This window comes from Enterococcus sp. 5B3_DIV0040, from assembly GCF_002140755.1.
GTDB lineage: Bacteria > Bacillota > Bacilli > Lactobacillales > Enterococcaceae > Enterococcus_D > Enterococcus_D casseliflavus.
Window position 1 is genome coordinate 57,028 of sequence record NZ_NGLC01000002.1, and the last position, 24,604, is coordinate 81,631.

Consider the following 24,604-nt stretch of genomic DNA (forward strand, 5'->3'; position numbering starts at 1 on the left):
GTTGCGGAACGGGCAGCGGCAAAGGTTGCTTTTCCCAAATACAAAAAACCAACGTTTCTGTGGTCGATCGGCCAGTGAAACGTTGGTTTTCTTCTATTATATAAAAAGTTGGTTCTCCTTTTTATGCAGTAGGAGGTGCTTATTGTGCCATTTGCTCTACCAGTTCTTCCAATCCAGTCAAGGCTTGGTAGCCGTAGCCAAAGAGATAATTGTAGTCCATGCTGTAGACTTGTTTGTTTTTGATGGCTTTCATGCTGGAGAGTTTGTCATTTTTGTACAAGCCTTCAATGATTTCTTGACCAGAAACACTGCCTTCGATCGTTGACCAGTCGCCGACGATCAAGACATCGGGATCCGTTTCGATCAAGGTTTCGACACTGACTTCTCCTGAATAGTCTTGAAACACATTGTTCAGTTTGATCATGTCAAAGTTGCTGTTGAAAAAAGACTCATCTTGAGCGGCATAGACACTGACCACACTTGGATCAGACATAAAGAGATGGGCAAAGGTTTGCTCTTCTTTGTCTGCTACTTTTTCTTCCAAGGCACTCTGGCGATCCTTTAATTCTTTTTCAAAAGCAGCGGCTGCCTCAGGGACATTGAAGAGCTTACCAAGGTTTTCAATGTCTTGATAAACGGAATCAAATGTCGCCCCAGTGACAGAGGTTTCTTGGACGTAAGTCGGAATACCCATCTCGTTCAAGGAATCAACGGTGCCGACGCCCCAATCTTGGTTATCGAAAAGTCCCCCGCGACCAAAAATCAAATCTGGATCCACACTTAGCGCCGTTTCTTTACTGATATAGTCACTGCCAAGGTCGTTTAGTTCTGCATAATCAGCAGCAACTTCCTCATCGGCGGCACCAAAGGTTGCACCGACACCCGCAATCTGATCCTTGAGGCCGAGATGCAGCAGCAATTCCGCTGCTGGTCGTGTGTTGGCTACGACTTTTTTTGGTGCCTCATTAAAGGTTTGGTCCTTGGCAGTCCACTGCGTGCCGCCCTCTGCTTTGGTGTAGTTGCTGATGGTTAAGGGATACGTACTTTCTGTCTGTGAGGAAGAAGCCGAAGTTCCTTCATCCTTCGTATTGCCGCAAGCGCTTAATGTAAAGACTGCCAATCCTACCCCAATCATTTTTCCCCATTTATTCATCTGTTTGCTCCTTTTCAAAATAATAATGAAACCCTAATCCGCCTGTGATCGGATGATGGTAAATACTGCATTTCACGCCATAGATTTCTTCGATCAGTTCTTCTGTCAGCAACGTTTCTGGTTCGCCATACCCTACGACCCGACCATCTTTTAAGGCATAGATGATGTCGCAATAGTTAGCTGCTTGTTCCAAATTGTGCAGCGCCGCCAACAAGCCAATCTTCAGATGCTTGACGGTTTCTAAGATCTCCAGTTGATATCGGATATCCAAATGATTGGTCGGCTCATCGAGAATCATAAATTTCGGTTCTTGGGTGATGGCACGAGCAAGGACGACCCGCTGTTTTTCGCCTCCTGATAATGAGAGATAGCTGCGTTTTCTGTAGGCACTTAACCCTGTTTTGGCTAAGGCTTCAGTGACCAGCTCATGATCGGCTTTGGTGTCTTGTTCCAACAAACCCTTGTGGGGCGTGCGGCCTAAAAGCACCATCTGTTCTACTGTTAAATCAAAGCTCAACTCATTGAACTGACTGACGACGCTGACTTGCTGGGCGACTTTTTTTTCGGAACTTTTCAAAATATTCATCTCACCCAAATAAATGTCGCCGCTGTCAGGTTTCAATGTTTTGTAGATAGCTTTTAACAATGTAGATTTGCCGCTGCCGTTGGAACCAATCAAGCCGACAAATTGCCCCTGTGCGGTTTGGACGGAGATGTCTTTTAGTATCTGCTGATCCCCGATCGTCAGATTGAGCTTTTCAACTGCTAATTTCATTCCGTCACCCCCCAAAGTTGTATTGCCGTTTGACAATGATATAGATAAAGATCGGTGCACCGATCAGCGCTGTAATGATCCCGATCGGCAGTTCGACTCCTTGCAGAGTCGAGCGGGCGATCACATCCGCCCAAATCAAAAACAACGCGCCTGTCAAAGCGGTCAAAGGCATCAACAGGCGATGATCCGACCCGCTGACTCCACGTACGATATGAGGAATAATCAAGCCGACAAAGCCGATCATACCAGAATTCGCAACGATGATACTGGTTAATAGCGCTGCTAGCAGCATGTAAAAACGACGATAGAAAGTCAGCTTGACCCCTAAGGTGGAAGCAACTTCATCTCCCAGCAAAAGCGTATTCAAAACACGGTATTGCGTCAGGAAGAACAGCGTGATCAAAGAAACCAGAACCACGATAAAGCCTAATTTGTTCCAAGAAGCCGAGGCTAAGCTGCCCATCGACCAAAACGCCACAGTCTTCATCCCTTCTGCATTGCTAGCCAGATAGATGATCAAGTTTGAAACAGAGCTGCATAAGGCACTGACGATCGTCCCCGACAGCACGAGTTTTGTGGAAGTCATTTTCCCACCGATACTAGCAAGCAGCAGCACCAAAATGGTGGCAATCCCCGCTCCTGCAAAGGCACCAAACGATAAGCCCAGCTGCAAGACTAGCGCCGAGCCGCCAAAACCGACTAAGATGGCGAAGGTCGCCCCTAAGGATGCGCCAGAAGAGATCCCAAGGATATAGGGATCTGCCAGCGGATTTTGGACCACTGCCTGCATCACTGCCCCGCTGATCGCTAACCCCATGCCCACAAAAATAGAGAGCAAGACCCGCGGTGCCCGAACAAACCAGACGATATTGATGTTTGCGTCTGAAATGCCTGAAAGATCACCAACCAATCCATGGCTGATTTTATAGAAGAGAATTTGGTAAACTTCGCCAAGGGTGATATTGGCTTGACCGTTTGCCAAAGCAACTCCTGCAGATAAGAGAATGGCGACAACTAAAACACAGCAAATGATTGTCGAAACCATCCAACGATTTGATTTAATCAACCCTACCGACATGTGATTCTCCTTTATTCAGCACGACCCCCTCCTAATTTCACAGCAAAAACAACCTTGACTGTTGCCTCGCCACCATCATAAAAGAAGCATCTGTGCGTTTTTTCGCTTATAACAGTTCTTCTCATGAAAAGCGCCAAAGCCATGTGCTGCTTTGACATCTATTTGCAAATGAGAATCACTCTCAATTAATAGAGTCATTATAAGGAACCTTTTGTGAAATGTAAATAATTTTCTGAAAATTTCCTTAAATAAGAGTTATTCTAATGTTCGTGATTGATTGGGCGTTTTCCTCTCCATTGACCTATCGAAAATACGGTACCCGTGAAGAAGCGAATCCTTTGGCATAATAATCAAGTGTTTTTTTTATGATGAAAAAAAGACAGACTTCATTTTGTACGAAGTCTGTCTCCAGTCTGATGCCTATGCTCAGGCAGGCTTTTTCTTGCTAGCTTCCCTTTGTTCGAACGTGAAACCTATGCGTTGCCAAGGATTTGCTGATTCAACGAAATCATCTCCAAAAGACCTTGAGCGGCTTCGCTGCCTTTGTTGCCAGCTTTGGTTCCCGCCCGTTCAATGGCTTGTTCAATCGTTTCAGTCGTCAACACACCAAACATGATCGGAATGTCGGCATTCAGACCAATTTGGGCTACGCCTTTCGCCACTTCATTTGAGATCAATTCATAGTGGGTCGTTGCTCCGCGAATCAAGGCACCTAATGTCACGATCCCATCGTATTGCTTGTGGTCAACGATTTTTTTGGTAATATACGGAATCTCATAAGCACCTGGTACCCAATACACGTCGATGTTTTCTGACTTGACTCCATGACGCAACAAATTGTCTTTGGCGCCTTCCACTAACTTGGAAGTGATAAACTCGTTGAATCGTGAGACTACGATCCCTACTTTGACTGCCTCTCCCTGAAACGTTCCTTCAAATACTGTCATCGCTCATTCTCCTTTGGTTGATTAAATAGATAGGTAATGGTGAAACTTTTCTTTCTTCGTTTTCAAATAGCTGCTATTTTCTTTATGCGCAGGCATCTCCAGCGGTACTCGTTCTGCTACCTTAATCCCTAAGCTTTCTAATTCCTTCACTTTGTCAGGGTTGTTGGTCATCAATTGAATCTCCTGCACTTCTAAGGAACGTAAAACATCGGCGGCAAACGTGTAATGACGGGCATCTGCTGCAAACCCTAATGCAATATTTGCTTCATAAGTATCCATGCCTTGTTCCTGCAGCTGATAGGCACGGAGCTTGTTCCGCAAGCCAATACCGCGGCCTTCTTGGCGTAGATACAAAATCGCACCGCGGCCTTTTGCTTCGATCTGCCGCATCGCTTCTTGCAGCTGTTCGCCGCAATCACAGCGATGAGAGCCGAAGACGTCGCCTGTTAAACACTCTGAATGGATCCGTAGTAACAGCGGCTCGGTAGTATGTTGAATCTCGCCTTTGGCTAGTAAAAGGTGTTCATTGCCGAACTCATCTTCAAATAAGGTCAATTGGAACGCCCCATAAGCCGTTGGCAGATCCACCGTGATAGGCGTGGTTCCTCGTAGATATTCCGCCAACTCATCAATGGTCAAAAACGGCAGCTGCCATTTTTCTGCTAATTTTTTCAATTCTGGGACCCGAGCCATCGTGCCATCTTCATTTAAAATCTCACAAATGTAGGCTGCTTCCACGCTGCCAGCAAGCTTTGCTAAATCCACAGCCGCTTCTGTATGTCCTCTGCGTTCCAACACGCCGCCAGGTTGAGCGGTCAATGGGAAGATATGGCCAGGGCGATAAAAATCCGCAGCTTGTGACGCTGGATCAGCCAATTTTTCAATCGTCACTGCCCGGTCTTTCGCAGAAATTCCCGTACTCGTCGTCACGTGATCGACACTGATGGTAAACGCGGTGCCAAAGGCATCCGTATTATTGGCGGTCATCTCAGGCAATGCCAGCTTTTCAGCGATCGCTTGTGAGATGGGTGCACAGATCAAGCCGCGGCCATAAGTCGCCATAAAATTGACAGATTCTGGCGTTGCGTATTCAGCGATCCCAATCAAATCTCCTTCTGATTCCCGATTTTCATCATCGGCGACAATCACTAAGCCGCCTTTTTTTAACCATTCCACTGCTTGTTCTACTTTATGCATCGTCTGCCTTCTTTCATTTTCGTTGGTATTTGACATATTTCCCGATCATATCCGTCTCGATATTGACCCACTCCCCTTGTTTCAACTGCCCCAGCGTCGTCTGGTCTTTGGAATGGGGGATCAAGCTAACGGAAAATGCCTGTGCCGTCGTTTGGGTAACCGTCAAACTGACGCCATTGATCGCAATCGACCCTTGCGGAATGATTTCCCCTTGCACACTGACAGGGTAAGCAAACGTCAAGATCAAGGCATTTTCCAACTGCTTTTTCTGGATCAAACGGGTCGTTACATCAATGTGGCCTGCGACAAAGTGGCCTTCAAAACGCTGCGTTGCTGCCATCGCTCGCTCCAAATTGACTTCGGCACCCACCGAGAGTTGTTTAAAGGTCGTTCGTTGAAAGGTTTCTGGCATGATATCCACCGTAAACGTCGTCGCTTGTTTGGCGATCGCCGTCAAACACGTCCCGTTGATCGCCATACTGTCTCCGATTTGGTAATCCGCCAGTAATCCTTCGGACGCACTGCAAGTTAGCTGGATCGTGCGGCTTTGCTTGCGGATCTCTTTGATGCGGCCTTTTTCCTGAATCAATCCTGTGAACATTCCTCTGGTCTCCTTCCTCGGATGCAAACATCTTCCCCAACTGCAGTCACCGTCACCTCTGTTAGCTGCTGCAGCTGTTTCGGGGTACGCTCACTGGTAAAACTTGCGAGACTATTGCCCCCAAGAAACTTTGGCGCCACATAGGTAATGCTTTCTTGCCACAGTCCGCTGGCTAAAAAGGCATCATGGATCGCAGCGCCTCCTTCTACGTATAGCGATTGGACCTGTCGTGCGGCAAGCTCCTTCAGCAATGCAACAATTGTCAACTCTTCCAGCTGGATCACTGACACATGAGCTGGCAAATCACTGACAGTTGTCTGCTGCGTAAAAATCCACACAGGTGCCGAATCATCGGCAAACATTGCCAAATGGGGTTGCGACAGCGTTCGCCCCCGACGGTCTAACACGATGCGAATCGGCGGAAAGCTGGTTTCAACCGTGGTCAATAACGTGGGATCATCCGTCAACACCGTCTGACTGCCCACTAAGATTCCTTGATAGTCTCCACGTTCTTGATGGACGTTTTGCCAAACCGCTGAACCAGTGATCGCACTGCGGGTTAACGCATCATGAGCGATCCGGCCATCTAAAGTGATCGCTTGCTTCAACGCCACGTAAGGTCGCTGATGCTGATGGTAAAAATTATAGTGTGGATTCAAACGGCGCACCGCTGTTTCTTCGATGCCCACCAACACGTCGATGCCCTGTTCTTCTAAAAAGCGCTTGCCTTGTCCTGCCACGATCGGGTTAGGGTCTAACTGGCCGATGACTACCTTTTTGATGCCGCTGTCGATGATCAGCTGGGTGCAAGGCGGCTGTTTTCCTTGATGGTTGCAAGGTTCTAACGTCACGTATAAAGTCGAATTGATTAGGTCTTCGGAGGAATGGCATTGTTCGATGGCGTTTCGTTCCGCATGGGGCTGCCCATAGACTAAGTGAGCCCCTTTGGCAATGACCCGTTGCTCTTTGACGATCACAGCGCCCACTAGCGGATTGGTAAAGGTTTGGTAACGCCCTTTTTTGGCTTCTGCGATCGCCAAACGCATGTATTCGTTATGCATCTTCCTTCCTCCTTTCAATAAAAAAATGCCTCGTGAGAATCTCACGAGGCATAGACAAACAAGACCGGCAAAAAATCAATTTTAGACGCACTGCGCCCCTTGAAATTTTGTGGTTTCTCTTCTCCCATCCAGACTTTCACTGTCGGTGCCAGATTCACACTGGCTCCACCGCATAGCTATGCGGGTCACGGACTTCAAGCATTGCGCTTGTCACCGTCGGTCGGGAATTACACCCTGCCCCGAAGAATACTATTCAATTCATGTGCATTTTAGCCCGACCATTTTTGTTTGTCAATAGGCCTGATTACAAGCCGATAGGAATTCCTCTTGGCTTTTTCTTTTGGCAACCCAAAAGCAGCGACAGCAGAAACCCCTTGTCGTTCCGCCATTTTACTAAGCTGCAGCAAGGCGATTTTGCCTGTAAAAAAACACAAGAAAACCTAGGTTAAATATTTTTTCTCGAACGAAGCCATTTATCAAACTCCGTCACGAGTAAGACGACCATCCCAGAAGCTGCTGAGATGACCCAGCCGATCAAGGACATGTCCTCCGTATGAAAGGCGCTTTGCATAAATGGAACATAGGTCAATAACAGTTGCAGAACTAGCATCACACCAATGATCACGAACGCTTTTGGATTGGTGAAGGAAGCTTTAGAAAACGCTGGTGCACTGGTACGGATGTTGAATAAATAGAAAATCTTACTTAAGACCACGATATTGACCATCATGGTACTAGCAACGGCTTCGCTGACGCCTTGCAGCAAGAGCCAGTCATGAGCGATCAAACTGATGACTGCCATCAAGATCGACACATACGCCATCTGCCAAATATCGTGGCGATTCAACAATTTATTGCCTGTCTTTCGCGGTTTGCGGCTCATGATCCCAGACTCTGCTGGTTCAAAGATAAACGCAAACTGGATCGTAATAGCAGAAACCATGTTGATCCACAGCAGTTGTGTCGCCTGCAGCGGCAATTCTTTTTGCATCATGATCGTAAAGGCAATGATCAGCCCTTCGGCAAAAGATGTCGGCAACAGAAACAGAATGCTCTTTTTGATGTTGTCATAGATCCTGCGTCCTTCGCGAATCGCTAAGGACATGGTACCGAAATTGTCATCGGTCAAGATCATATCAGCAGAATCTTTGGCTACATCCGTGCCGCTGATCCCCATCGCTACACCGATATCCGCCCGCTTCAACGCAGGGGCATCGTTGACACCGTCCCCTGTCATCGCCGTGACTTTGCCTTTAGCTTGCAGCGCTTTGATAATGTCCAATTTATTTTTCGGCGTGGTTCGTGCAAAGACTTGATTCGTCAAGGCAGCATCTTGAAATTCAGCTTCGCTCATCTGATCCAACTCGGCACCAGTCACGACGTGAATTTCATCCGCTAAGCCAAGCTTTTCCCCAATCGCTTTGGCGGTCAGAGGGTGATCGCCAGTGATCATTTTCACTTGAACACCGGCTTGGTTCATTTCCTTCAGGGAGGCAATCACTTCTTCTCGCGGCGGATCGATGATCCCAGCGATCCCTAGTAATTGCAGCCCTTGCTCAAAAATCGTTTCATCAATGTGATCGATCGAAACTTTCTGATAGCCCACCGCTACCACTCGTTTGCCTTCTGCCGACAAGCGGCGGACATGGCCTGTCCAATAGGCTTCATCAAAAGGCGCCGCTTGTTTTTGCACCATTTCAAACAATTTATCTGGGGAGCCTTTAACAAATAGCAAGCGTTCCCCCGCAGGGTTTGCCACTAGTTTCGCCATGTAGCGGTTGTCCGAATCAAAGGGCAGCATATCCAGCTCTTGGTAAGCAGGTGCTTGCGGATAGGCAAACTGCTTATGATACAGCGTCAAAAAGGAGCCGTCTGTTGGTTCCCCATTGATCGTCCAGTGATTTCCTTCTGGGACCAGTACCGTATCGTTGGCTTCGTAACCAGCTTCCAAAAACAACTGCAAGGTGTCTTGCGCGTGGACCTCCTCCTGCTTTGGACGAATTTCTCCCACCGGCGCATAGCCGTCACCCGTCACTTCATATTCCTGCTCAGCCAATACGATGTCTTTGACCGTCATTTCATTTTTGGTCAGGGTACCTGTTTTATCCGTCGCGATCACATCCACTGAGCCTAGCGTTTCAACCGCTGGCAGCGTTTTGATGATGGTGTGCTTGTTTTTTGCCATGTCGCTGACACCCATCGCCAAAACCACCGAGGTCGTTGCTGGCAATCCTTCTGGGATCGAGCCGACGATCATGGTGACAACGGCTAAGGATAAGACAGAGATCGCATAGGTTTGCTGGAACAAGCTGACGACAAATAGCAAGACCGCCACGCCCATGATCACGTAGGTGATGCCTTTCCCCAGTCCATCGATCTCTTTCATCAATGGCGTTTTTCGTTCTTCCGTTTGATTGACTTCAGCTGAGATTTTCCCAATTTCAGTCTTGACGCCAGTAGCGATCACGATCCCTTTCCCGCTTCCTGACGTCACGGAAGTCGAAGCAAACGCCAAATTCCGTTGTTCCGCTAATGGAGTTGCTTCATCCATTAAGGCATCTGTTATTTTTTCCACCGAATCGGCTTCACCAGTCAAGGCGGATTCTTGGATACGCAAGTTGTCGGCTTCGATGATCCGCAGATCTGCGGGCACATTGTCACCAGCTTCTAGGAATACGACATCCCCTGGAACGACTTCGGCAGCTGGAATATCTTGCCGAATCCCATTCCGATAGACCGTGGCTTCTGCTGATAGCATCTCTTTGATTCGTTCTAACGCATCGGAAGCATTGGCTTCTTGGTAATAACCGATCAACGCATTGACCAGTACGACGATGCCAATGATCACGGCATCAGAGAAATGCCCCATCAGCAGCGTTAAGATGGCGGAGAAAATCAAAATGTAGATGATCGTGTTATGGAATTGTCGCAGCAGCAAACGCCACTTGGCGGTTTTTTTAACCGCTAATTGGTTCAATCCGTAGGTTTCTAACCGCTCGGTTACTTGCGCCTCATCTAATCCTTGATCGATTGACGGCACCTGATACTGTTCGATTGTTTCTGACACTGATAACTGAAACTCTTTTTTATTCATTTTTTTCTTCTTCCTTTTCTTTTTCATTGATGGATAACACAAATAAGCCCCTTATTTAGAAACTGCTCCTAAATAACGCGCTGTTGTTTGTCTCCTATTCAATTAAAAAGTAAGGCAAGTCAAAATAGTGTTTCTGCTCACCGTCACTCGAGTCGCTTGACATTCGTTTACCACCCCCTCTAAAGTTAGCAATAAGCGTAACAAACTATTTTTCCAAAGTCAAGAGTCACCGCTTTCAAAAATGAAAAGTGGCTGGCTTCTTCACAAAAAAAGCCGCACGCCAACGATTCGTCGCCGTGCAGCTCCTTCAGTACATTCTCTTCAAGCCCAAAGGCTCGCCTTAAAGCTGATCCAGTGACTCGCTGATGGGGGTTTCCCCAGCTTGGACTTTGATGACTTTTTGATAAGTTGCTGGACGTTCCAGCATTTCACCTAACAAGACGGCGACATCCTCGATGGGGATCGCACCAGAGGTCGTTTCACTGATCTCGATCAAACTAGATCCTGGTGTTTCTTTCAACGCACCCGGCTGCAAAATCGTATAGTCTAGTGCGGTGTTGTCGATCAGCCAGCGATCAGAGAAAAATTTGGCGATCGTGTAATCCATCAATGACGCCATGCCTTCCCTTTGCCACTGTTCAGGTTCTAAGGCATAGGCTGAGCTAAGGTGGATGTAGCGCTTGATTCCTTTTGCTTCAGCGGCTTGCATCACTTTGACCGCACCATACAGATCAGATTGCAGCAAGTCTTTGCCTCGGGAACCCGCCACGAAGTATACCGCTTCCGCATCTGCGAATTTCGCCGCCATCTCTTCCGGTTCCGTGTGTAAATCAAAGAACACGGGCTTGATCGTCTCCGTTTCTGTGATTTTCTCACTGCTGCGCGCACCAGCATAAACGATGTGTCCTTGTTTTTCTAGAAAGGTGATCAATTTTTGGCCTACTCGTCCAGTAGCACCAACGACAAAAATTTTCATTTTCTTTGCTCCTCTCGTTTCTTTTTCCAACTCTTGCTAGTATCATCGTAGGACAAAAACCAAGATCCAACAACTATTCTGTTTCTAAACGAAGGGGAAAAAAGCACAGCACAAACCAATTCTTGCTGTTTTTCCCCATAGAAACCCATGTTTTTAAAAAAACACCCAAAAAAATGAAAAAAATTTTCTCAAACGATTGACAAAGCGTTGACTCTTTTGTAGACTAGGTAGAAATAATTTAAATATTTAGAAAATTCAAAATAAAGTAAAGGACGGTGGCGTATATGACCCGCACCAATGTTAGCAAACGAATTATTTTATTATTATAGTCGGGACTGTTTGATTTTATACATTCAAAGAGTCCCTATTCACATTGCATCCAAAAAGAAGAACAGCTTCTTGAGATGGAGTGTTTTTTTATACCCATTTTCAAGAAAGCGGCCTTTTGCAAGCTGACACCTTGATGTCAGATAGATCCAAAACGCTCGTTGACCAACTGCTGCCGATTCCCCGCGGTTATGCACTGCACTTATTCTAAAGACCCCTTCTGTTTGGACACTTGATTGGTCAAGCAGAAAAAGGAAGGATGATTTTTTATTATGAAAACCGTCAACACGATCGCTGCTTTTGTAAACAAGTATTTGATCTACATCATGATTTTATTGATGATCGTCTCTTATTTTTTCCCGCAACCCTTCTTATGGATTCCGCCTCGTACAACGATTCTTTTAAGCATCATCATGTTTTGTATGGGGATGACTCTAAACGTTGCTGCGTTTAAAATGGTCGTCTTACAGCCCAAAGCATTCATCTTAGGGGTGCTTTTCCAGTTCACCATCAGTCCTTTGGTGGCTTACGGCTTAGCGCAGCTGTTTGGTCTTTCTTCCGGTTTGATCATCGGTTTTGTCTTACTAGGCTGCGTTTCTGGCGGAACCGCTAGCAATGTCATGACCTTCATCGGCAAAGGCGATGTCGCCCTCACCGTTTCCATGACCACGGTATCGACCTTGTTAGCGACCGTCGTTACACCCTTTTTGGTTTATGTCTTGGCTGGTCAGTACACCGAGATCTCCTTCTGGGAAATGCTCTTGTCTGTCTTGCAGATGGTGCTTTTGCCGATCATTTTAGGGGTGATCGTCCACAAACTCATTGCCAAGCACATCGAGCGATTTCTGCAATCATTTGTGTTGATTTCTTCCGTCAGTATCTTATTGATCGTTGCAGGAACTGTCGCTCGCAACGGTGCCGTCATCGTCCAATCTGGCTTGATCGTGATTTTCTTAGTCTTGCTCCATAACTTGATCGGCTACGGCGCAGGCTATGGTCTGAGCCGTGTGATGGGCGTCAGTGCTACCCAAGCCAAATCCATCATGTTTCAATTAGGAATGAAAAATACTGGCCTAGCGATCTCGTTAGCCAATGCCCACTTTGCCGCCATTGCTGCAGCCGTTACCCCTGCCGCAGTCGGCATGGTGATCCATCAAATTACCGGACCAATTTTAGCCAATCTCGTGGCCAAGAAAGAAGGAGAAAAGTATGAGTCAAAGTATCTTTTTGCCAAACTACACAATCGGGGCGGACGCCTACGAAAAAGTAAATGACATCGTAAAACCATACGGCACCAATGCCGTGATCATCGGCGGAAAAACCGCCCTTGAAAAAGCTGAAGACAAGATTAAAGCCGCTTTAACGTCAGCAGTCCAAGTGACGGATACCTTGTGGTACGGCGGCAACTCGACCTATGAAAACGTCGATCAGCTGTTCGCTACTCCAAGTGTCCAAGCCGCCGATGTTCTATTCGCCGTTGGTGGCGGCCGCGTTTGCGATACCGTCAAAGTGGTTGGGGAAAAAGCTGGCAAACCAGTCTTCACCTTCCCAACGATTGGCTCCAACTGCTCACCAGTCACCGCGGTTTGTGTCATCTATAAAGAAAACGGCGAGATGCAAGGGTTGTTTTTCCCTTCGCAACCGCCGACCCATGCCTTTATCGACAGTGAGATCATCGCCCAAGCCCCCGACAAGTACTTATGGGCAGGAATCGGCGATGCCCTCTCCAAAGAGATCGAATCGACATTTTCAGCGCGGGGCGATCAGTTAGATTACACCGATGGGTTAGGCATCCAAATCGGCAAAATGTGCACGGAACGCTTATTGCAATACGGCACACAAGCCTTGAAAGACAGTGCCGCCAATCAGCCGTCTTATGCCATTGAGCAAGTCGTCTTGGATATCATCGTAACCACCGGCTTAGTTTCCGTCTTAGTCATCAATGATTACAACTCCGCCCTTGCCCATTCCTTTTACTACGGAACGACCGTTTTGGAAAAAATGGAAGACTATTTACACGGCGCATCCGTTAGTTACGGCGTTTTGGCCTTGTTGCAACTCGATCAGCAAGATGCCCTCTTCCAGCGCATCTACGCCTTTATGAAGGAAAACAAACTGCCGGTTTGCCTAGCGGATATGGGCCTTAACGACACCAGCGATCTTGAGGCAATCTTAGACAAAGCAATGACCACCAATGACATCGTCCACGTGCCTTATGAGATCACGCGAGAAATGTTTAAACAGGCAATCCTAGACGTGGAAGCCTATCATGCCAAACAAAACCAAGCAGCATTGGCAGCTGCCAATTAAATGAAACCCTCCAGCAATTCGTTGCTGGAGGGTTTTTGTATGGCCTTTTTTTCGCTTCTTCGTACTTGTCCTCCTTCTTCTTTCTTACATGTTAAAAAACATGCAATCGTTTACTTTGATTTATTTTTAAAAACTTATTACTATTTTAGTATAACAAAGGAGGAGATTGGTTTGGAATTGGTTTATTTATCTGGGTTGTTTTTGGTCATTTTCTTGTTGTATTTTCTGGCAAAGAAAAATAATCGAATCAAACAGCTGTTTTCGAAGATCACGATTGCTTTTCTGCTTATTTACTTGGTTTGGCGTTTGTTTTTCACGATCCCTATGGATAGTTCTGCTTCACTAGTATTTGGGATCATTCTCTATATTGCAGAAGTCATTGGTTTGTTTGTCTATGGCTTTTTTGTTTACCTTTTTTCCAACAAGCTCTCAAAAGAATACCGCTACGAGGGAGATGAAGCAGAAGAATTCTTGCCAAGTGTCGCCGCTTTTATTTGTACTTACAATGAAGACATCAAGCTGGTGATCGCCACCGCACTGGCTGTCAAAGCCTTGAAATACCCCAACAAAAAAATCTATATCTGCGATGATGGCCATCGAGAGGAACTAAAAGAAATGGCCGAGCGAATGAACCTCGGCTATTTGACCCGCGAAGGAAATGCCAATGCTAAAGCTGGGAATATCAACTATGCCTTGTCCCAAACCAGCAGTGACTTGATTTTGCTTCTGGATGCTGACTTTATCGTCAAAAAGAACATTATTTTTGAAGCTGTCGACTATTTCCGCAATCCTAAAGTTGCATTGGTGCAATATCCACAAACATTTTATAACAAAGATCCTTTTCAATTACTGCGCAAATCCATGTACAACGAACAGGAATTATTCATGCGCTTTCTAGAACCCGCACTTTCTCGTGAGAATGCTTTGATCCATATCGGTACCAATGCCATCATTCGTCGCAGTGCCCTTGAAGAGATCGGCGGCGTTCCTACCAGCAGTATCACCGAAGATATGGCGACTGGGATGCTTTTACAAGACGCCGGCTATGAAACGATTTTTATCAATAAAGCCTATGCCTTGGGGATCACTCCTTACACTGCCAAAGAGCTGACCTCACAACGGACTCGGTGGGCGCAAGGAACGAAACAAATTTTTGACCACTTCAAACCGCGCCGCTTAAAAGGATTGTCGTTCATGCAAAAACTTTGTTATTACAACTCCTATTTGTATTGGTTTACCTCTTTCCAAAAAATCATCTTTTTATTGGCACCAACCTTATTTATGGTTTTTGATATCTTTATCGTCAGAAGCAACAATCACCAATTGTTGCTGTTCTTTTTACCGCCTTTCATTATGATTTCCCTGTCGTTTCGGCTGTATGTCCCTAATATCAGGAACCTGACAAGCTCCCACATCTATGATTGCTTTGTCGCTCCTATCCACACTGGGGCATTGATCAAAGAATTTATGAAATCACAGAAAAAATTCAACGTGACCAAAAAAGAGATCGTCGGCAGCAACGCCTTTGATTGGCGGACCGTCTTGCCCCACATCATCCTCTTTACTTGGATTTCCTTTGCCTGTCTGGTGGCTGGGTATCGTTTGTACCGAGGAGAAGGCTATGAATTCGGCTATATCGTGACCTTGGTTTGGTCGCTCTATAACCTCTATGGCTTGTTTTATGCCATTTTGATCGGGAAAAACCGTTTTATCGAAAGTGATAGTGAAGCCTTGAGTATCGCCATCAATCGTCAGCTTTCTTATGATGCGAAGACGTTCGAAATGTATCAAATGAGTTTCAACGGCTTCCGTATCCGTACTCATCCCGAGCAACTATTCGTACCAGGCGAAAGTTATACCTTTTATGATGACAAACACCGCTTCACCATCAATTCGATCTGTCTGGAGGATCATGGCACCTATGTGACTTTTGCCTTCAACAATCTAACACCGCAATCTGCTGAAGAGCTTGCCAGCTACTATAGCGACCAGCTCAACGCTGCCAAACAGTTGGAATTTGATATGGAGGAAGAAGTCGCAGAAATGAATAGTTAGCCCCGCCCCCTTTGTCGCAAGAGACAAAGGGGCTTTATTGATTCCAGAAAGCTCCTTAAAGGGCAGTTCTCCATCTTCTGATGATTCTCTTCCTTTAGATAACACTTAGACGTCTGCTTTATTTTTTTTCAATGATCATTGATTGAAAGAGCCATAACAGAATCTTGATGATGTCTCGATGGCAAATACTTTTTAAGCCTTTAGAAAATATTAAAAAGTCTGCTTTTCCTATGACCTGATTGAGCTGATACGCTTGTCACTGCTCACCTGTTTGTGAATAAAAGCGCATGGAAAAGCAATCCTTGTTATACTTATAAATAACACGAAGTCCTTAGAAAAAGGAGGAAAACACATGACCCGTTACAAACGATTTCGCTTTGTTCATTTAGGCGCTCTTTTGGTGTTGGGCTTACTCCTCACTGGCTGCAGTGCGGATACGGCACCAATTGAAGAACAACCGACTACCAACACCGCCACTTCTTCTGAACCAGCGGTTTCCTATGAAACCTTTCCATTGCCGCAACCAATCTTAGACGGGGAAACCAGTGTGGCGGAAGCTCTCTTCGAGCGGCGCTCGCAACGGGATTTTCTAGACACTGAGCTAACACAAGAACAGCTGGCACAGCTTTTATGGGCCGCTGCCGGTGTCACTACAGAAGATGGTCGCCGGACAGCGCCTTCGGCTGGTGCCTTGTATCCCTTAGACCTCTATGTCGTAGTCACACAGGTAACGGGGCTTGAGCCAGGGCTGTATCTGTATCAACCTGAGCAGCATACCTTAGCAAAAGTTCTTACCGGCGATTTTCGGACCGCACTGGCGGAAGGTTCGTTGGACCAGCCAGCAATCCAACGGGCACCTGCCACATTGCTTTATACAGTGGTTTATGAACGACTGATCGAGCGCTATGGGGACCGAGGAATCGAACGTTATGCCTATATCGAAGTCGGTCATTCCGCCCAAAATGTCCTTTTACAAGCCCAAGCGTTAGGCTTAGGTGCTGTGCCGATCGGCGCCTTCACGGATCATGAACTTACAGAGCTGCTGCAGCTGCCACCGGAAAATGAACCCCGCTATTTGATTCCTGTAGGCGTTATTGAGTAACACTGCCGACGAACAAAACCCAATTTTCATGGGACTACCGAACTGCCGTTAGAAAACCGCAACTGGCAAGGTTGATTTTCCCAGAAAAACCAGTAGAATCGAAAAACCACCTGCAAAAACAGCAGGTGGTTTTTCGATGGGCTTACAGTTTGTATGCTCGGACTTCTTCGGGTATTTCTTCTAGCGGCAACTCTTTTACCACCGCTTCGGTGCCTGCTGCCATCGCGGTATCGTAGTACCAGCATTTGTATTTGATCGTGTTCATGGTTTCTTGCAAGGCTGCCATTTGCTTTGTGACTTCTTCCAGACGTTCATGAAACAGCTGCTGCCGTTTCTGCAAAGACGCATCGCCTTCCTCGCCCCAATCCAAGAAATTCTTGATGTCTTTGATGGGCATGCCAGTATTCTTCAAACAATCGATCACTTTGATCGTCGCTACTTCTTTTTCTGAAAACACCCGAATGCCGCCATTACTGCGGGCCAGCTTCGGAAACATCCCTTCTCGATCGTAATAACGCAGAGTCGAGATGGGGATATTGGTCGTTTGTGATACTTCGCCAATCGAGTAACTCACTTGCATCGCTCCTAAAAAAAATTTTGTTTATCGCTTGACCTAAACCTAACTTCAAGTTCTACAATTAAAATACACCGCAAGCACTGAACTGTCAATCACCTATCGTCTCATAGGTTCGCCATTGGCAGTAGCAGGATTCGATGAAAAAAATCATTCACTGGAGGAAATACAAATGACAGAAATCAAAGAAAAAGTTATCGTAATTATGGGAGCATCTTCAGGAATTGGGGAAGCAACCGCCGTTAAACTAGCCGAACAAGGGGCAAAAGTAGTGATCGCTGCCCGCCGTGAAGAGCGCATCAAAGCACTGGCTGAAAAATTAGGAGAAAATGTCTTGTATCAAACAGCCGATGTCACCAATCGCGAACAAGTCCAGCAAGTCATTGATTTAGCCATGACCTCCTTTGGTCGGATTGATGTCCTTTTTAATAATGCTGGCATCATGCCTCAAGGAAACTTGGCAGAGTTGAACTATGACAGCTGGCAAAAAATGCTGAATATCAATATCATGGGGGTATTGAACGGGATCGGCGCTGTGCTGCCCATCATGCAAAAACAGCAAGACGGTTTGATCATCGCCACTGACTCAGTTGCCGGACATGTCATTTACCCGGGTTCTGCCGTGTACAACGGGACAAAGTTTGCAGTTCGTGCAATTATGGAAGGCTTGCGCCAAGAAGAACGTGAACATGGCATTCGCTCAACCATCGTCTCTCCGGGAATGGTCTCCACGGAATTGTTTGAAACCGTCGGCAATGCTCAACTAGAAGCAGCCTTGAAAGAAACCTCTCGCGTAGAAGGCAACAGCCTAACGCCAGAAGACGTAGCAAATGCAGTGGTTTATGCCATTCAACAGCCCAAACATGTGGCGATCAGCGAAGTCTTGCTGCGCCCAGCAAAACAAACCGTTTAAGCTATTTCTACTAATCTAAGAAACCTGCGACCGATTCAAGCTGGTCGCAGGTTTTTTTGTCGTCAAAGCCCACCGTTTTCTTGGAAAAATTACTTGATTTTCTTGTAACACCCGCTTGTCCAAAGAATGTAAACCAATGGTTGCTTTATGTAAACGACTAGGTTCTGTTGCTTCGGGGGAAATTTTTTTATACTTAGTACAAAGCTTCCGTATAAACCCGTTTGATCAGAAACAAACCGGACGTTCTCCTCATGAACGATGAATAGCCAAGCAAGCGCGCAGCCCTACCTTCACCGTTGACTTGCAAGTACTGCCTTAGCTGTCCTCTTTTTAGTACTTGCTTTTTATAAAAGAATGGAGTGTGTATATGAATGTAAAACAACTACTCATTATTGCCGAGCAACGAAGAAACATTACGAATCAAAAATTGAGCTATGCTGAAAATTTCTTGGCTGCCGGCTACTCTGCTGCCGAATTGCTGGCAGACGAAACCTTTCTTGAATTAGAGCGAAGGGAAACCCAACTGATTGCAGAACGCAACGCCATTTTTTACGAAGAAGTCAGCCACAATTAATCCCCCTGTCCAATTGTAGGCGACGAAAAAGCGAAGGCTCAGCAGCACCTTCGCTTTTTTAACCCTCAAAGGCGTCCTTTGCCCTGAGGATCACGCCGCTTGATCGTCCAATAAAACAGCCCTGCAAAGAAACCACCGAGAATCAGGAAATTCATGCCGTATAGACAGTAGAGGAAGAAAAAGTTCAGCTGCCCACTACTCCAAAAGACCATGATTCCCACTAAAACCAGACTGTTGACGCATCCTGTCAACACACAAACCGTGCGACTGCACTCCAAGCTTTGTAATAGGTATTTTGTGATTTCATATAACGGACTGACGAGCATTATCCCCAGCATGATTGGTAGAATAGCTGGCAACAAGTCTAAAACAGCGACATCTGTAGTAAACAACTGAAAAAAAGCAGGACGAAAGACCCAGATCAGACTGGCGATTCCGACATAAGCCACAAAAGAAGAAACGAAGGCACTTTTCCCCACTGCTAAAATCTTCTGACGGTTTTTCTGTCCATTCGCCTCACTAGCAAAGACGGTCACTGCGTTGCCATACATCAAAGCAGGCAACCGTGCGATCATCAATCCTTGGCTGCCGATCGCATAGGCTGCCAGCGTACTGACACCCAATCGTGAGACGAAAGCTTCAAAAGCAATAATAAAGACTAAGCCTTCAAAGCATTCCTGAATCATTAAGGGGACCGCTTTTTTCAATAAAAAGGTGCGTTTTCGTGGTCTTTGTTTCAGCCCCCTGGCTAGACTTTCTCGTAAAAGAACCCCATAAATCCCCAGCAAGCACAAAGTCGCAAGCATATTTGCGATGCCACTGCCTAAGACCCCCATTGCGGGAAAACCGAGATTGCCATTTATCAATAGATAGCTAAGCAACACCTGTACCAACGCACTAATAATGGAAACGCCGAGGATGTAATTCGTTTTCTTTTCAATTTTTAAAAGACTAGTAAAAACAAACGTGACTAACGTAAGTAAAATATAGGGAGACATGATTGCAAGATACAATGTTGCGGTCCTTAGCAGCTCCCCACTAAATCCGTAGACAACCTGCAAAATGCCGTGTCCAAAAAGCAGGAAAATCAGGAAAAAGCTCACGCCGATCGCGACTACTAGAAAAAGAACCGACGACAGATAATCATTTAACTGCGTCTCTTCTCTTTGTCCGACTGCCTTTGCGCCATAAATATTAAAAGCTAGACCAATCGCACCTAAGATACCCGCAAAAGCATAGAGAAACCCGTCGATCAGTGCGATCGCCGCCAATGCTTCCGTGGATCTTCTTGAAATAATCGCTAATGAAACTTGCGCAATAATGATTTGAAACAAATTGGAAGCAATCAAAGGCAATGTAAAAGACTGTATTTTTTTGTTCAAAAAGCTCTCCTCTCTCATTCGTCATAACTGCGCAACACCCACTCGCTTATTGTGATTTTAGTCACAAGAAAAGCGATCGTTGGTCGCTACATATACTCAACGACCCATCGGGCGTTTTGACGTTTCTCCCTCCATTTAACCATACAGCCTTCTCGGTGTATATTCCTTCGTAATTAAAAAACAAAACATACCGACAATCTCCGCTTATTTCCTCTATTGGTGTCGACAAGCAATCACTGATGAAGAGTAAAAAGGTTCAGAAGAACATGCTGCTCTTCTGAACCTTTTCCATAGGATGATAAAAAACGCGACAAACCTTTCAAAAATCCCGTTATTTCTTCACGATCAGCTGAACGGCTTGATCGATTTTCTGCTTTTGGGTTTCCGTGTCGCTGTCTGGATTTTCCAAACAATTTTTCAAATTTTCAGCGACAATGATCCCCATAATACGGTTAACACTGGAACTGACGGCGGACAATTGCGTGATGACATCGACGCATTCTTTCTCGTCTTCGATCATTTTTTGAATCCCCCTCAACTGGCCTTCGGTTCGTTTTAACCGATTCAAGATATCTTTGTTGCATGCGGTCATCGTTTGATTTCTCCTCTCCATGCTGACATGCCGCCGAGGACATTGGTCACTTGAAACCCTTGCTGGCTCAAAAACTCAGATGCCATTTGCGAACGAGCCCCTGAATGACAGATGACATAGTAGTTTTTATCCTTCTCTAAGTCGCTGATTTGTTCTGTCAGCTCGCTCAACGGTAGGTTTTGTGCTGTTTTGATGTGTCCTTGTGCAAACTCATCGACTTCTCTGACATCAAGGATCTCAAGTGGTTCACGTTTTTCTTTTTGGGCAAATTCCTCCATAGATATTGCTTTAATCATGAATAATCATCTCCGGCTTAATAGTATTATACAACGAAAAGGCACCATCGAGGTTTTGACAATTGATGCCCGCTTGTTTTAAGATGCGTTCGGCAATGTAGCTTCTCAATCCGCTATGACACGTAACGACATACGAAACGCTTGGATCCAATTCAGACAACCGATCCCTCAATTCATCTAACGGAATGTGGAGCGCTTGTTGAAAACGTCCATTATTGGCTAATTCCATCTCTGAACGAACATCCAACAACTGCTTACCGTTTTCTAAGGCATCCGTCAATTCGTGCCACTGAATATTCTCACTGATTCCTTCCGCCAGATTGATCGCTGCATAGCCAAGCATATTCACTGGATCTTTGGCTGAGCCAAAAGGCGGTGCATAGGTGAATTCCAGTTCAGGCAAGTCAAAGATCGTTAAGCCGCCTTTGATCGCTGTTGCCAATATATCGATCCGTTTATCGACTCCTTTGGCACCGATGCCTTGCGCACCGTAGATTTTTCCAGTATCCGCATCAAAAATCAGTTTCAAATAAATATCCGTCGCATCCGGATAATACCCTGCATGGTCTTTGCCTGAAAGATGAACCACCTGGGGATTTAGCCCTGCCAGTTTGGCGCTGCGCTCACTCAACCCTGTGGAAGCTGCTGCAAGATCGAATACGCGCACGATCGCAGTCCCGATACTGCCTTTGTTTTTGCGAGCCAGTCCTCCCAACACATCAGCTACTTGCCGACCTTGGCGATTGGCTGGTGAAGCCAGGGAGATCAGCGTGTCTTCGTTGGTGATTTGTTGTTTCACAACGATGGCATCACCCACCGCGTAAATATCTTTCTTGCTGGTTTGGTATTGCTCATCTACTAAGATACCCCCCCGGCGTCCCAATTCAATACCAGCACGTTTCGCCAAATCCGTTTCTGGTTGGACACCAACCGAAAGAATCATGAGATCTGAAGTCAGGACCGTGCCATCTTCCAGAACGATTTCTTGCCCTGCTTTTTCAAAAGCGGTCGCTGACTGCGAGGTCAAAACTTTGACCCCTTGCTTGATCAATTCATTTTTGACATACGCAGCCATTTCTTCGTCCAAAGGTGGCAATACGTGGGGTGCTTTTTCTACGATCGTTACTTCGAGGCCTTTTTTATGTAAATTTTCAGCGACTTCTAACCCAATAAACCCAGCGCCAATGATCGTGGCTTTTTGAGGCTTTTTGTCTTCAAGATGCGCCATGATTTGGTCTAAGTCAGGAACATTGCGCAAAGAAAAGGCGTTGGTTGCTTCTTCTAGCCCTTTGATCGCTGGTACTAGCGGTTTTGCCCCCGGCGATAAAATCAACGCATCATAAGATTCCGTGAAGACATGTTCGCCATGTTTGACCGTCACCGTTTTCTCCTCTGGCTCGATCGACAGCACTTCATGAAAAGGTCGCACATCTAAGTTGAACCGTTTCTTTAATGCTTCAGGTGTTTGGACCAATAGGGCATCTCGCTCTTTGATCTCACCAGAAATGGCATACGGCAACCCGCAATTCGCAAAAGAGACAAAAGGACCTTTTTCAAAAACAATGATCTCCGCTGCTTCTTTAAGCCGACGTAAGCGCGTGGCTGCCGACATTCCCCCTGCTACCCCACCGACAATAACTATTTTTTCCATCATTACTTTCCTCCTTTGGTTGTTCCGCGCCATTGATTCATTCCGCCACGAACGTTGACCACATCAAAACCTTTTTTACTTAGGATTTTGGCTGCTTGTTTGCTTCGCATCCCCGATTGGCAAATGACTGCCAGTTTCTTGTCGCCTTTTTGAGTAAATCCAGCAATCTTATTTAACGGTACATTTTTCGCATAGGCAATGTGCCCGCTGCGGTACTCCGCCGGCGTGCGTACATCCAAAACCGTCCATTCTTTGGCTCCTTCTTTTTGTAAATCTGCTGTTGACATACTTGGTATGCGCTTAAATAGTGAAAACATTTCTTGCTCCTTTCATATACCCCTAGGGGTATATTAAACAAGATGTTTCGCGATTTGTCAACTAAGTGATTTTCTTTAAGAAAAGAACCTTGCTGTTGCGCTGCTCCCCGCTCGATACTCTCGACAGCTGTCGGACAGCTACCGATCAAGCAGCGAAAGGCCTGTATCCCACATTTCCCTCCCCTCGATCACAATGCTATAATAAAAGAAAAGATACATTGTAAAAATAACACACATCAAATCGTTTACTTAGCAGCTGATCGCTTTGATTATTAAAGATGATTGGCTCCCGCCCTAACCAAGAGCGGACAAAAAAGCGACGCAAGCACCACTTTCCCTTGATTTATCAAGCAGCAAGCCCTGCTTTCTTGGAACCAACGAGGGTTTCGACTATGCTTAAGTCACATCAGCGAAAGGAAGAAAAGATGGAATTTGGCGAAAAAATCAAAGAAGTACGTACGAGAAATAACTTGACCCAAGAACAATTTGCCACTCAACTACACGTGACGAGACAAGCCGTTTCGAACTGGGAAAACAATCGCAATCTACCGGATTTAGAAATGCTGATTGCCATCGCCACGATTTTTGAACTCTCGCTTGATGAATTGATTTTAGGAGGAACTCAAGTGAACAAGATCACTGAAAAACTAATCAAAGACGGCAGCGAGACCCGACGCGCCAAACTCAATTTGATCACGACCTTGATCGGAACATTTTTACTACTATTCGGCTTTGCTTGCTTCTTCATCAAAGCAAGCGCCGTGGAATATATCGATCAAACCGGCATTTTACATGAAAATTTCTACCTGATTCCCGTAGGATTCTTGTTTCTATTGGCTAGTTTCGTAGTATTTGCAGGAACCGGGATCAATTATTTTCGAGCTGTTAGGAGAAAATAAATAAGAAGACGGTATAAAGCGACCCTCGAAAAGCAGATCAAAATCTGACTTTGGCGGGTCGCTCCATTTAAATTGCCTTGCTAAATTGTTTGATTCCAGTAAATACTGTACCGATACTTTATCTCCTTACAAAATCCCCTCTATTCTTCTTTCGTTTCACAAATTGATCCCACTGATCATTCCTTAAAGTGTTTAAACTATTTACGACTATTCGTCAAGCAATTATGCTTAAAATAGTATAAAAAACCATTCCAATCATTTTTTTTGACACAAAAAATGTCAGATGATAGCCTTGAAATAGAAGGTTATCACTAACAATGACCTTCTTGCTTTTGGAATAAATAATAAAAAGGAGTGTATGAAATGAAACATCTAAAAGCGTTGGTTGTCAAAGCACTAATGATTTGGGCGATTTTGTGGATTGTGTTGTCAGGGATTTACGATGTCAGTTTTATGGACTCGACGATCGTCGGTGTGATCATTGTGGTGATGATCTATGTGCTAGGCGACTTGGTCATTTTGCGAAAGATCGGTAACATTGCGGCAACGGTTGCAGATGCCGGCGCAGCAGCCCTTATCCTATGGCTGTATCTGACTTATATGGACTATACAAATGACATCTGGATGCTAGTATTGATCCCAGCAGTATTGATTGGTGTGGCAGAATGGTTCTTCCACAAATGGTTGTTAAAAGCAGACATCGTGCCAGATGAACGGAAAATGAAATAAT

General features: G+C 45.7%; 23 protein-coding genes and 1 riboswitch. Of the genes, 8 read left to right on the forward strand and 15 right to left on the reverse strand.

What is annotated here, in order from left to right; genetic code table 11:
• Positions 1-139: 139 nt before the first annotated feature.
• From A5883_RS12590 to A5883_RS12630, 9 genes are all read right to left on the reverse strand, one after another.
• Complete coding sequence (locus tag A5883_RS12590) at positions 140-1,153, reverse strand: ABC transporter substrate-binding protein (protein WP_010748956.1); 1,014 nt, start codon at positions 1,151-1,153, stop codon at positions 140-142.
• Positions 1,146-1,928, reverse strand: a complete 783-nt coding sequence (locus tag A5883_RS12595) for an ABC transporter ATP-binding protein (RefSeq protein WP_010748955.1) — start codon at positions 1,926-1,928, stop codon at positions 1,146-1,148. The genes A5883_RS12590 and A5883_RS12595 overlap by 8 nt, the downstream gene beginning before the upstream one ends.
• A 4-nt stretch (positions 1,929-1,932) precedes the next feature.
• The gene (locus tag A5883_RS12600) at positions 1,933-3,006 is read right to left on the reverse strand and encodes a FecCD family ABC transporter permease (RefSeq protein WP_005233272.1); all 1,074 of its coding nucleotides are present in this window, start codon (positions 3,004-3,006) and stop codon (positions 1,933-1,935) included.
• 473 nt (positions 3,007-3,479) lie between these two features.
• Positions 3,480-3,953: a 6,7-dimethyl-8-ribityllumazine synthase gene (gene ribH, locus A5883_RS12605; RefSeq protein WP_086338767.1), complete on the reverse strand. Its 474-nt coding sequence runs from the start codon at positions 3,951-3,953 to the stop codon at positions 3,480-3,482.
• Positions 3,954-3,974: 21 nt separating this feature from the next.
• The gene (ribB, locus tag A5883_RS12610) at positions 3,975-5,186 is read right to left on the reverse strand and encodes a 3,4-dihydroxy-2-butanone-4-phosphate synthase (protein ID WP_086338768.1); all 1,212 of its coding nucleotides are present in this window, start codon (positions 5,184-5,186) and stop codon (positions 3,975-3,977) included.
• Positions 5,164-5,751: a riboflavin synthase gene (locus A5883_RS12615; protein WP_005230617.1), complete on the reverse strand. Its 588-nt coding sequence runs from the start codon at positions 5,749-5,751 to the stop codon at positions 5,164-5,166. Before A5883_RS12615 ends, ribB begins: the two co-directional genes overlap by 23 nt.
• Positions 5,736-6,812, reverse strand: a complete 1,077-nt coding sequence (ribD, locus tag A5883_RS12620) for a bifunctional diaminohydroxyphosphoribosylaminopyrimidine deaminase/5-amino-6-(5-phosphoribosylamino)uracil reductase RibD (RefSeq protein WP_086338769.1) — start codon at positions 6,810-6,812, stop codon at positions 5,736-5,738. The genes A5883_RS12615 and ribD overlap by 16 nt, the downstream gene beginning before the upstream one ends.
• Before the next feature lie 112 nt (positions 6,813-6,924).
• Positions 6,925-7,063: riboswitch (FMN riboswitch) on the reverse strand.
• Between the two features lie 194 nt (positions 7,064-7,257).
• The gene (locus A5883_RS12625; RefSeq protein WP_086338770.1) at positions 7,258-9,906 is read right to left on the reverse strand and encodes an HAD-IC family P-type ATPase; all 2,649 of its coding nucleotides are present in this window, start codon (positions 9,904-9,906) and stop codon (positions 7,258-7,260) included.
• Between the two features lie 340 nt (positions 9,907-10,246).
• Positions 10,247-10,882, reverse strand: a complete 636-nt coding sequence (locus A5883_RS12630) for an NAD(P)H-binding protein (RefSeq protein ID WP_086338771.1) — start codon at positions 10,880-10,882, stop codon at positions 10,247-10,249.
• 599 nt (positions 10,883-11,481) lie between these two features.
• Here A5883_RS12630 and A5883_RS12635 point away from each other — a divergent pair.
• The 4 genes from A5883_RS12635 to A5883_RS12650 all read left to right on the forward strand — a co-directional run bounded on the left by A5883_RS12635 (position 11,482) and on the right by A5883_RS12650 (position 16,676).
• Complete coding sequence (locus A5883_RS12635) at positions 11,482-12,483, forward strand: bile acid:sodium symporter family protein (protein ID WP_010748949.1); 1,002 nt, start codon at positions 11,482-11,484, stop codon at positions 12,481-12,483.
• A complete protein-coding gene (locus A5883_RS12640) occupies positions 12,419-13,519 on the forward strand; it encodes an iron-containing alcohol dehydrogenase family protein (protein ID WP_017144437.1) in 1,101 nt (366 codons plus the stop codon). Before A5883_RS12635 ends, A5883_RS12640 begins: the two co-directional genes overlap by 65 nt.
• A 171-nt stretch (positions 13,520-13,690) precedes the next feature.
• Positions 13,691-15,574, forward strand: a complete 1,884-nt coding sequence (locus A5883_RS12645; RefSeq protein ID WP_086339151.1) for a glycosyltransferase family 2 protein — start codon at positions 13,691-13,693, stop codon at positions 15,572-15,574.
• Between the two features lie 352 nt (positions 15,575-15,926).
• Positions 15,927-16,676 (forward strand): SagB/ThcOx family dehydrogenase, encoded by a 750-nt coding sequence (locus A5883_RS12650; RefSeq protein WP_086338772.1) that lies wholly within the window; start codon positions 15,927-15,929, stop codon positions 16,674-16,676.
• A gap of 142 nt (positions 16,677-16,818) precedes the next feature.
• Here the strand turns inward: A5883_RS12650 and A5883_RS12655 are convergent, their stop codons facing one another.
• Entirely contained in the window at positions 16,819-17,256 is a 438-nt protein-coding gene (locus A5883_RS12655; protein ID WP_005230594.1) for a MerR family transcriptional regulator, read from the reverse strand.
• A 166-nt stretch (positions 17,257-17,422) separates the two neighbouring features.
• Here A5883_RS12655 and A5883_RS12660 point away from each other — a divergent pair, with 166 nt between their 5' ends.
• Complete coding sequence (locus A5883_RS12660; protein ID WP_086338773.1) at positions 17,423-18,163, forward strand: SDR family oxidoreductase; 741 nt, start codon at positions 17,423-17,425, stop codon at positions 18,161-18,163.
• 367 nt (positions 18,164-18,530) lie between these two features.
• On the forward strand, positions 18,531-18,737 hold the full coding sequence (locus A5883_RS12665) for a hypothetical protein (RefSeq protein WP_086338774.1): 207 nt from the start codon (positions 18,531-18,533) through the stop codon (positions 18,735-18,737).
• A 65-nt stretch (positions 18,738-18,802) separates the two neighbouring features.
• Here A5883_RS12665 and A5883_RS12670 read toward each other — a convergent pair whose 3' ends face one another.
• From A5883_RS12670 to A5883_RS12690, 5 genes are all read right to left on the reverse strand, one after another.
• Positions 18,803-20,119, reverse strand: a complete 1,317-nt coding sequence (locus tag A5883_RS12670) for an MATE family efflux transporter (RefSeq protein ID WP_086338775.1) — start codon at positions 20,117-20,119, stop codon at positions 18,803-18,805.
• A 331-nt stretch (positions 20,120-20,450) separates the two neighbouring features.
• Entirely contained in the window at positions 20,451-20,711 is a 261-nt protein-coding gene (locus tag A5883_RS12675) for a metal-sensitive transcriptional regulator (RefSeq protein ID WP_005230585.1), read from the reverse strand.
• The gene (locus A5883_RS12680; protein WP_010748942.1) at positions 20,708-21,007 is read right to left on the reverse strand and encodes a rhodanese-like domain-containing protein; all 300 of its coding nucleotides are present in this window, start codon (positions 21,005-21,007) and stop codon (positions 20,708-20,710) included. The genes A5883_RS12675 and A5883_RS12680 overlap by 4 nt, the downstream gene beginning before the upstream one ends.
• Positions 21,000-22,658 (reverse strand): FAD-dependent oxidoreductase, encoded by a 1,659-nt coding sequence (locus A5883_RS12685; protein ID WP_086339152.1) that lies wholly within the window; start codon positions 22,656-22,658, stop codon positions 21,000-21,002. The genes A5883_RS12680 and A5883_RS12685 overlap by 8 nt, the downstream gene beginning before the upstream one ends.
• Before the next feature lie 2 nt (positions 22,659-22,660).
• Positions 22,661-22,975: a rhodanese-like domain-containing protein gene (locus tag A5883_RS12690; RefSeq protein ID WP_005230579.1), complete on the reverse strand. Its 315-nt coding sequence runs from the start codon at positions 22,973-22,975 to the stop codon at positions 22,661-22,663.
• Between the two features lie 425 nt (positions 22,976-23,400).
• Between A5883_RS12690 and A5883_RS12695 the strand changes: the two genes are divergently transcribed.
• Positions 23,401-23,874, forward strand: a complete 474-nt coding sequence (locus A5883_RS12695) for a DUF3955 domain-containing protein (RefSeq protein WP_086338776.1) — start codon at positions 23,401-23,403, stop codon at positions 23,872-23,874.
• Between the two features lie 363 nt (positions 23,875-24,237).
• Positions 24,238-24,603 carry a DUF2512 family protein gene (locus tag A5883_RS12700; RefSeq protein ID WP_086338777.1) on the forward strand — a complete coding sequence of 122 codons (366 nt, stop codon included), beginning with the start codon at positions 24,238-24,240 and terminating at the stop codon, positions 24,601-24,603.
• The last annotated feature ends 1 nt before the right edge of the window (position 24,604 follow it).

Coding starts and splice junctions, on each gene's coding strand:
- A5883_RS12590 (WP_010748956.1), bottom strand. CDS start 1,153: ATGAATAAATGGGGAAAAATGATTGGGGTAGGATTGGCAGTCTTTACA.
- A5883_RS12595 (WP_010748955.1), bottom strand. CDS start 1,928: ATGAAATTAGCAGTTGAAAAGCTCAATCTGACGATCGGGGATCAGCAG.
- A5883_RS12600 (WP_005233272.1), bottom strand. CDS start 3,006: ATGTCGGTAGGGTTGATTAAATCAAATCGTTGGATGGTTTCGACAATC.
- ribH (WP_086338767.1), bottom strand. CDS start 3,953: ATGACAGTATTTGAAGGAACGTTTCAGGGAGAGGCAGTCAAAGTAGGG.
- ribB (WP_086338768.1), bottom strand. CDS start 5,186: ATGTCAAATACCAACGAAAATGAAAGAAGGCAGACGATGCATAAAGTA.
- A5883_RS12615 (WP_005230617.1), bottom strand. CDS start 5,751: ATGTTCACAGGATTGATTCAGGAAAAAGGCCGCATCAAAGAGATCCGC.
- ribD (WP_086338769.1), bottom strand. CDS start 6,812: ATGCATAACGAATACATGCGTTTGGCGATCGCAGAAGCCAAAAAAGGG.
- A5883_RS12625 (WP_086338770.1), bottom strand. CDS start 9,906: ATGAATAAAAAAGAGTTTCAGTTATCAGTGTCAGAAACAATCGAACAG.
- A5883_RS12630 (WP_086338771.1), bottom strand. CDS start 10,882: ATGAAAATTTTTGTCGTTGGTGCTACTGGACGAGTAGGCCAAAAATTG.
- A5883_RS12635 (WP_010748949.1), top strand. CDS start 11,482: ATGAAAACCGTCAACACGATCGCTGCTTTTGTAAACAAGTATTTGATC.
- A5883_RS12640 (WP_017144437.1), top strand. CDS start 12,419: ATGAGTCAAAGTATCTTTTTGCCAAACTACACAATCGGGGCGGACGCC.
- A5883_RS12650 (WP_086338772.1), top strand. CDS start 15,927: ATGACCCGTTACAAACGATTTCGCTTTGTTCATTTAGGCGCTCTTTTG.
- A5883_RS12655 (WP_005230594.1), bottom strand. CDS start 17,256: ATGCAAGTGAGTTACTCGATTGGCGAAGTATCACAAACGACCAATATC.
- A5883_RS12660 (WP_086338773.1), top strand. CDS start 17,423: ATGACAGAAATCAAAGAAAAAGTTATCGTAATTATGGGAGCATCTTCA.
- A5883_RS12665 (WP_086338774.1), top strand. CDS start 18,531: ATGAATGTAAAACAACTACTCATTATTGCCGAGCAACGAAGAAACATT.
- A5883_RS12675 (WP_005230585.1), bottom strand. CDS start 20,711: ATGACCGCATGCAACAAAGATATCTTGAATCGGTTAAAACGAACCGAA.
- A5883_RS12680 (WP_010748942.1), bottom strand. CDS start 21,007: ATGATTAAAGCAATATCTATGGAGGAATTTGCCCAAAAAGAAAAACGT.
- A5883_RS12685 (WP_086339152.1), bottom strand. CDS start 22,658: ATGGAAAAAATAGTTATTGTCGGTGGGGTAGCAGGGGGAATGTCGGCA.
- A5883_RS12690 (WP_005230579.1), bottom strand. CDS start 22,975: ATGTTTTCACTATTTAAGCGCATACCAAGTATGTCAACAGCAGATTTA.
- A5883_RS12695 (WP_086338776.1), top strand. CDS start 23,401: ATGGAATTTGGCGAAAAAATCAAAGAAGTACGTACGAGAAATAACTTG.
- A5883_RS12700 (WP_086338777.1), top strand. CDS start 24,238: ATGAAACATCTAAAAGCGTTGGTTGTCAAAGCACTAATGATTTGGGCG.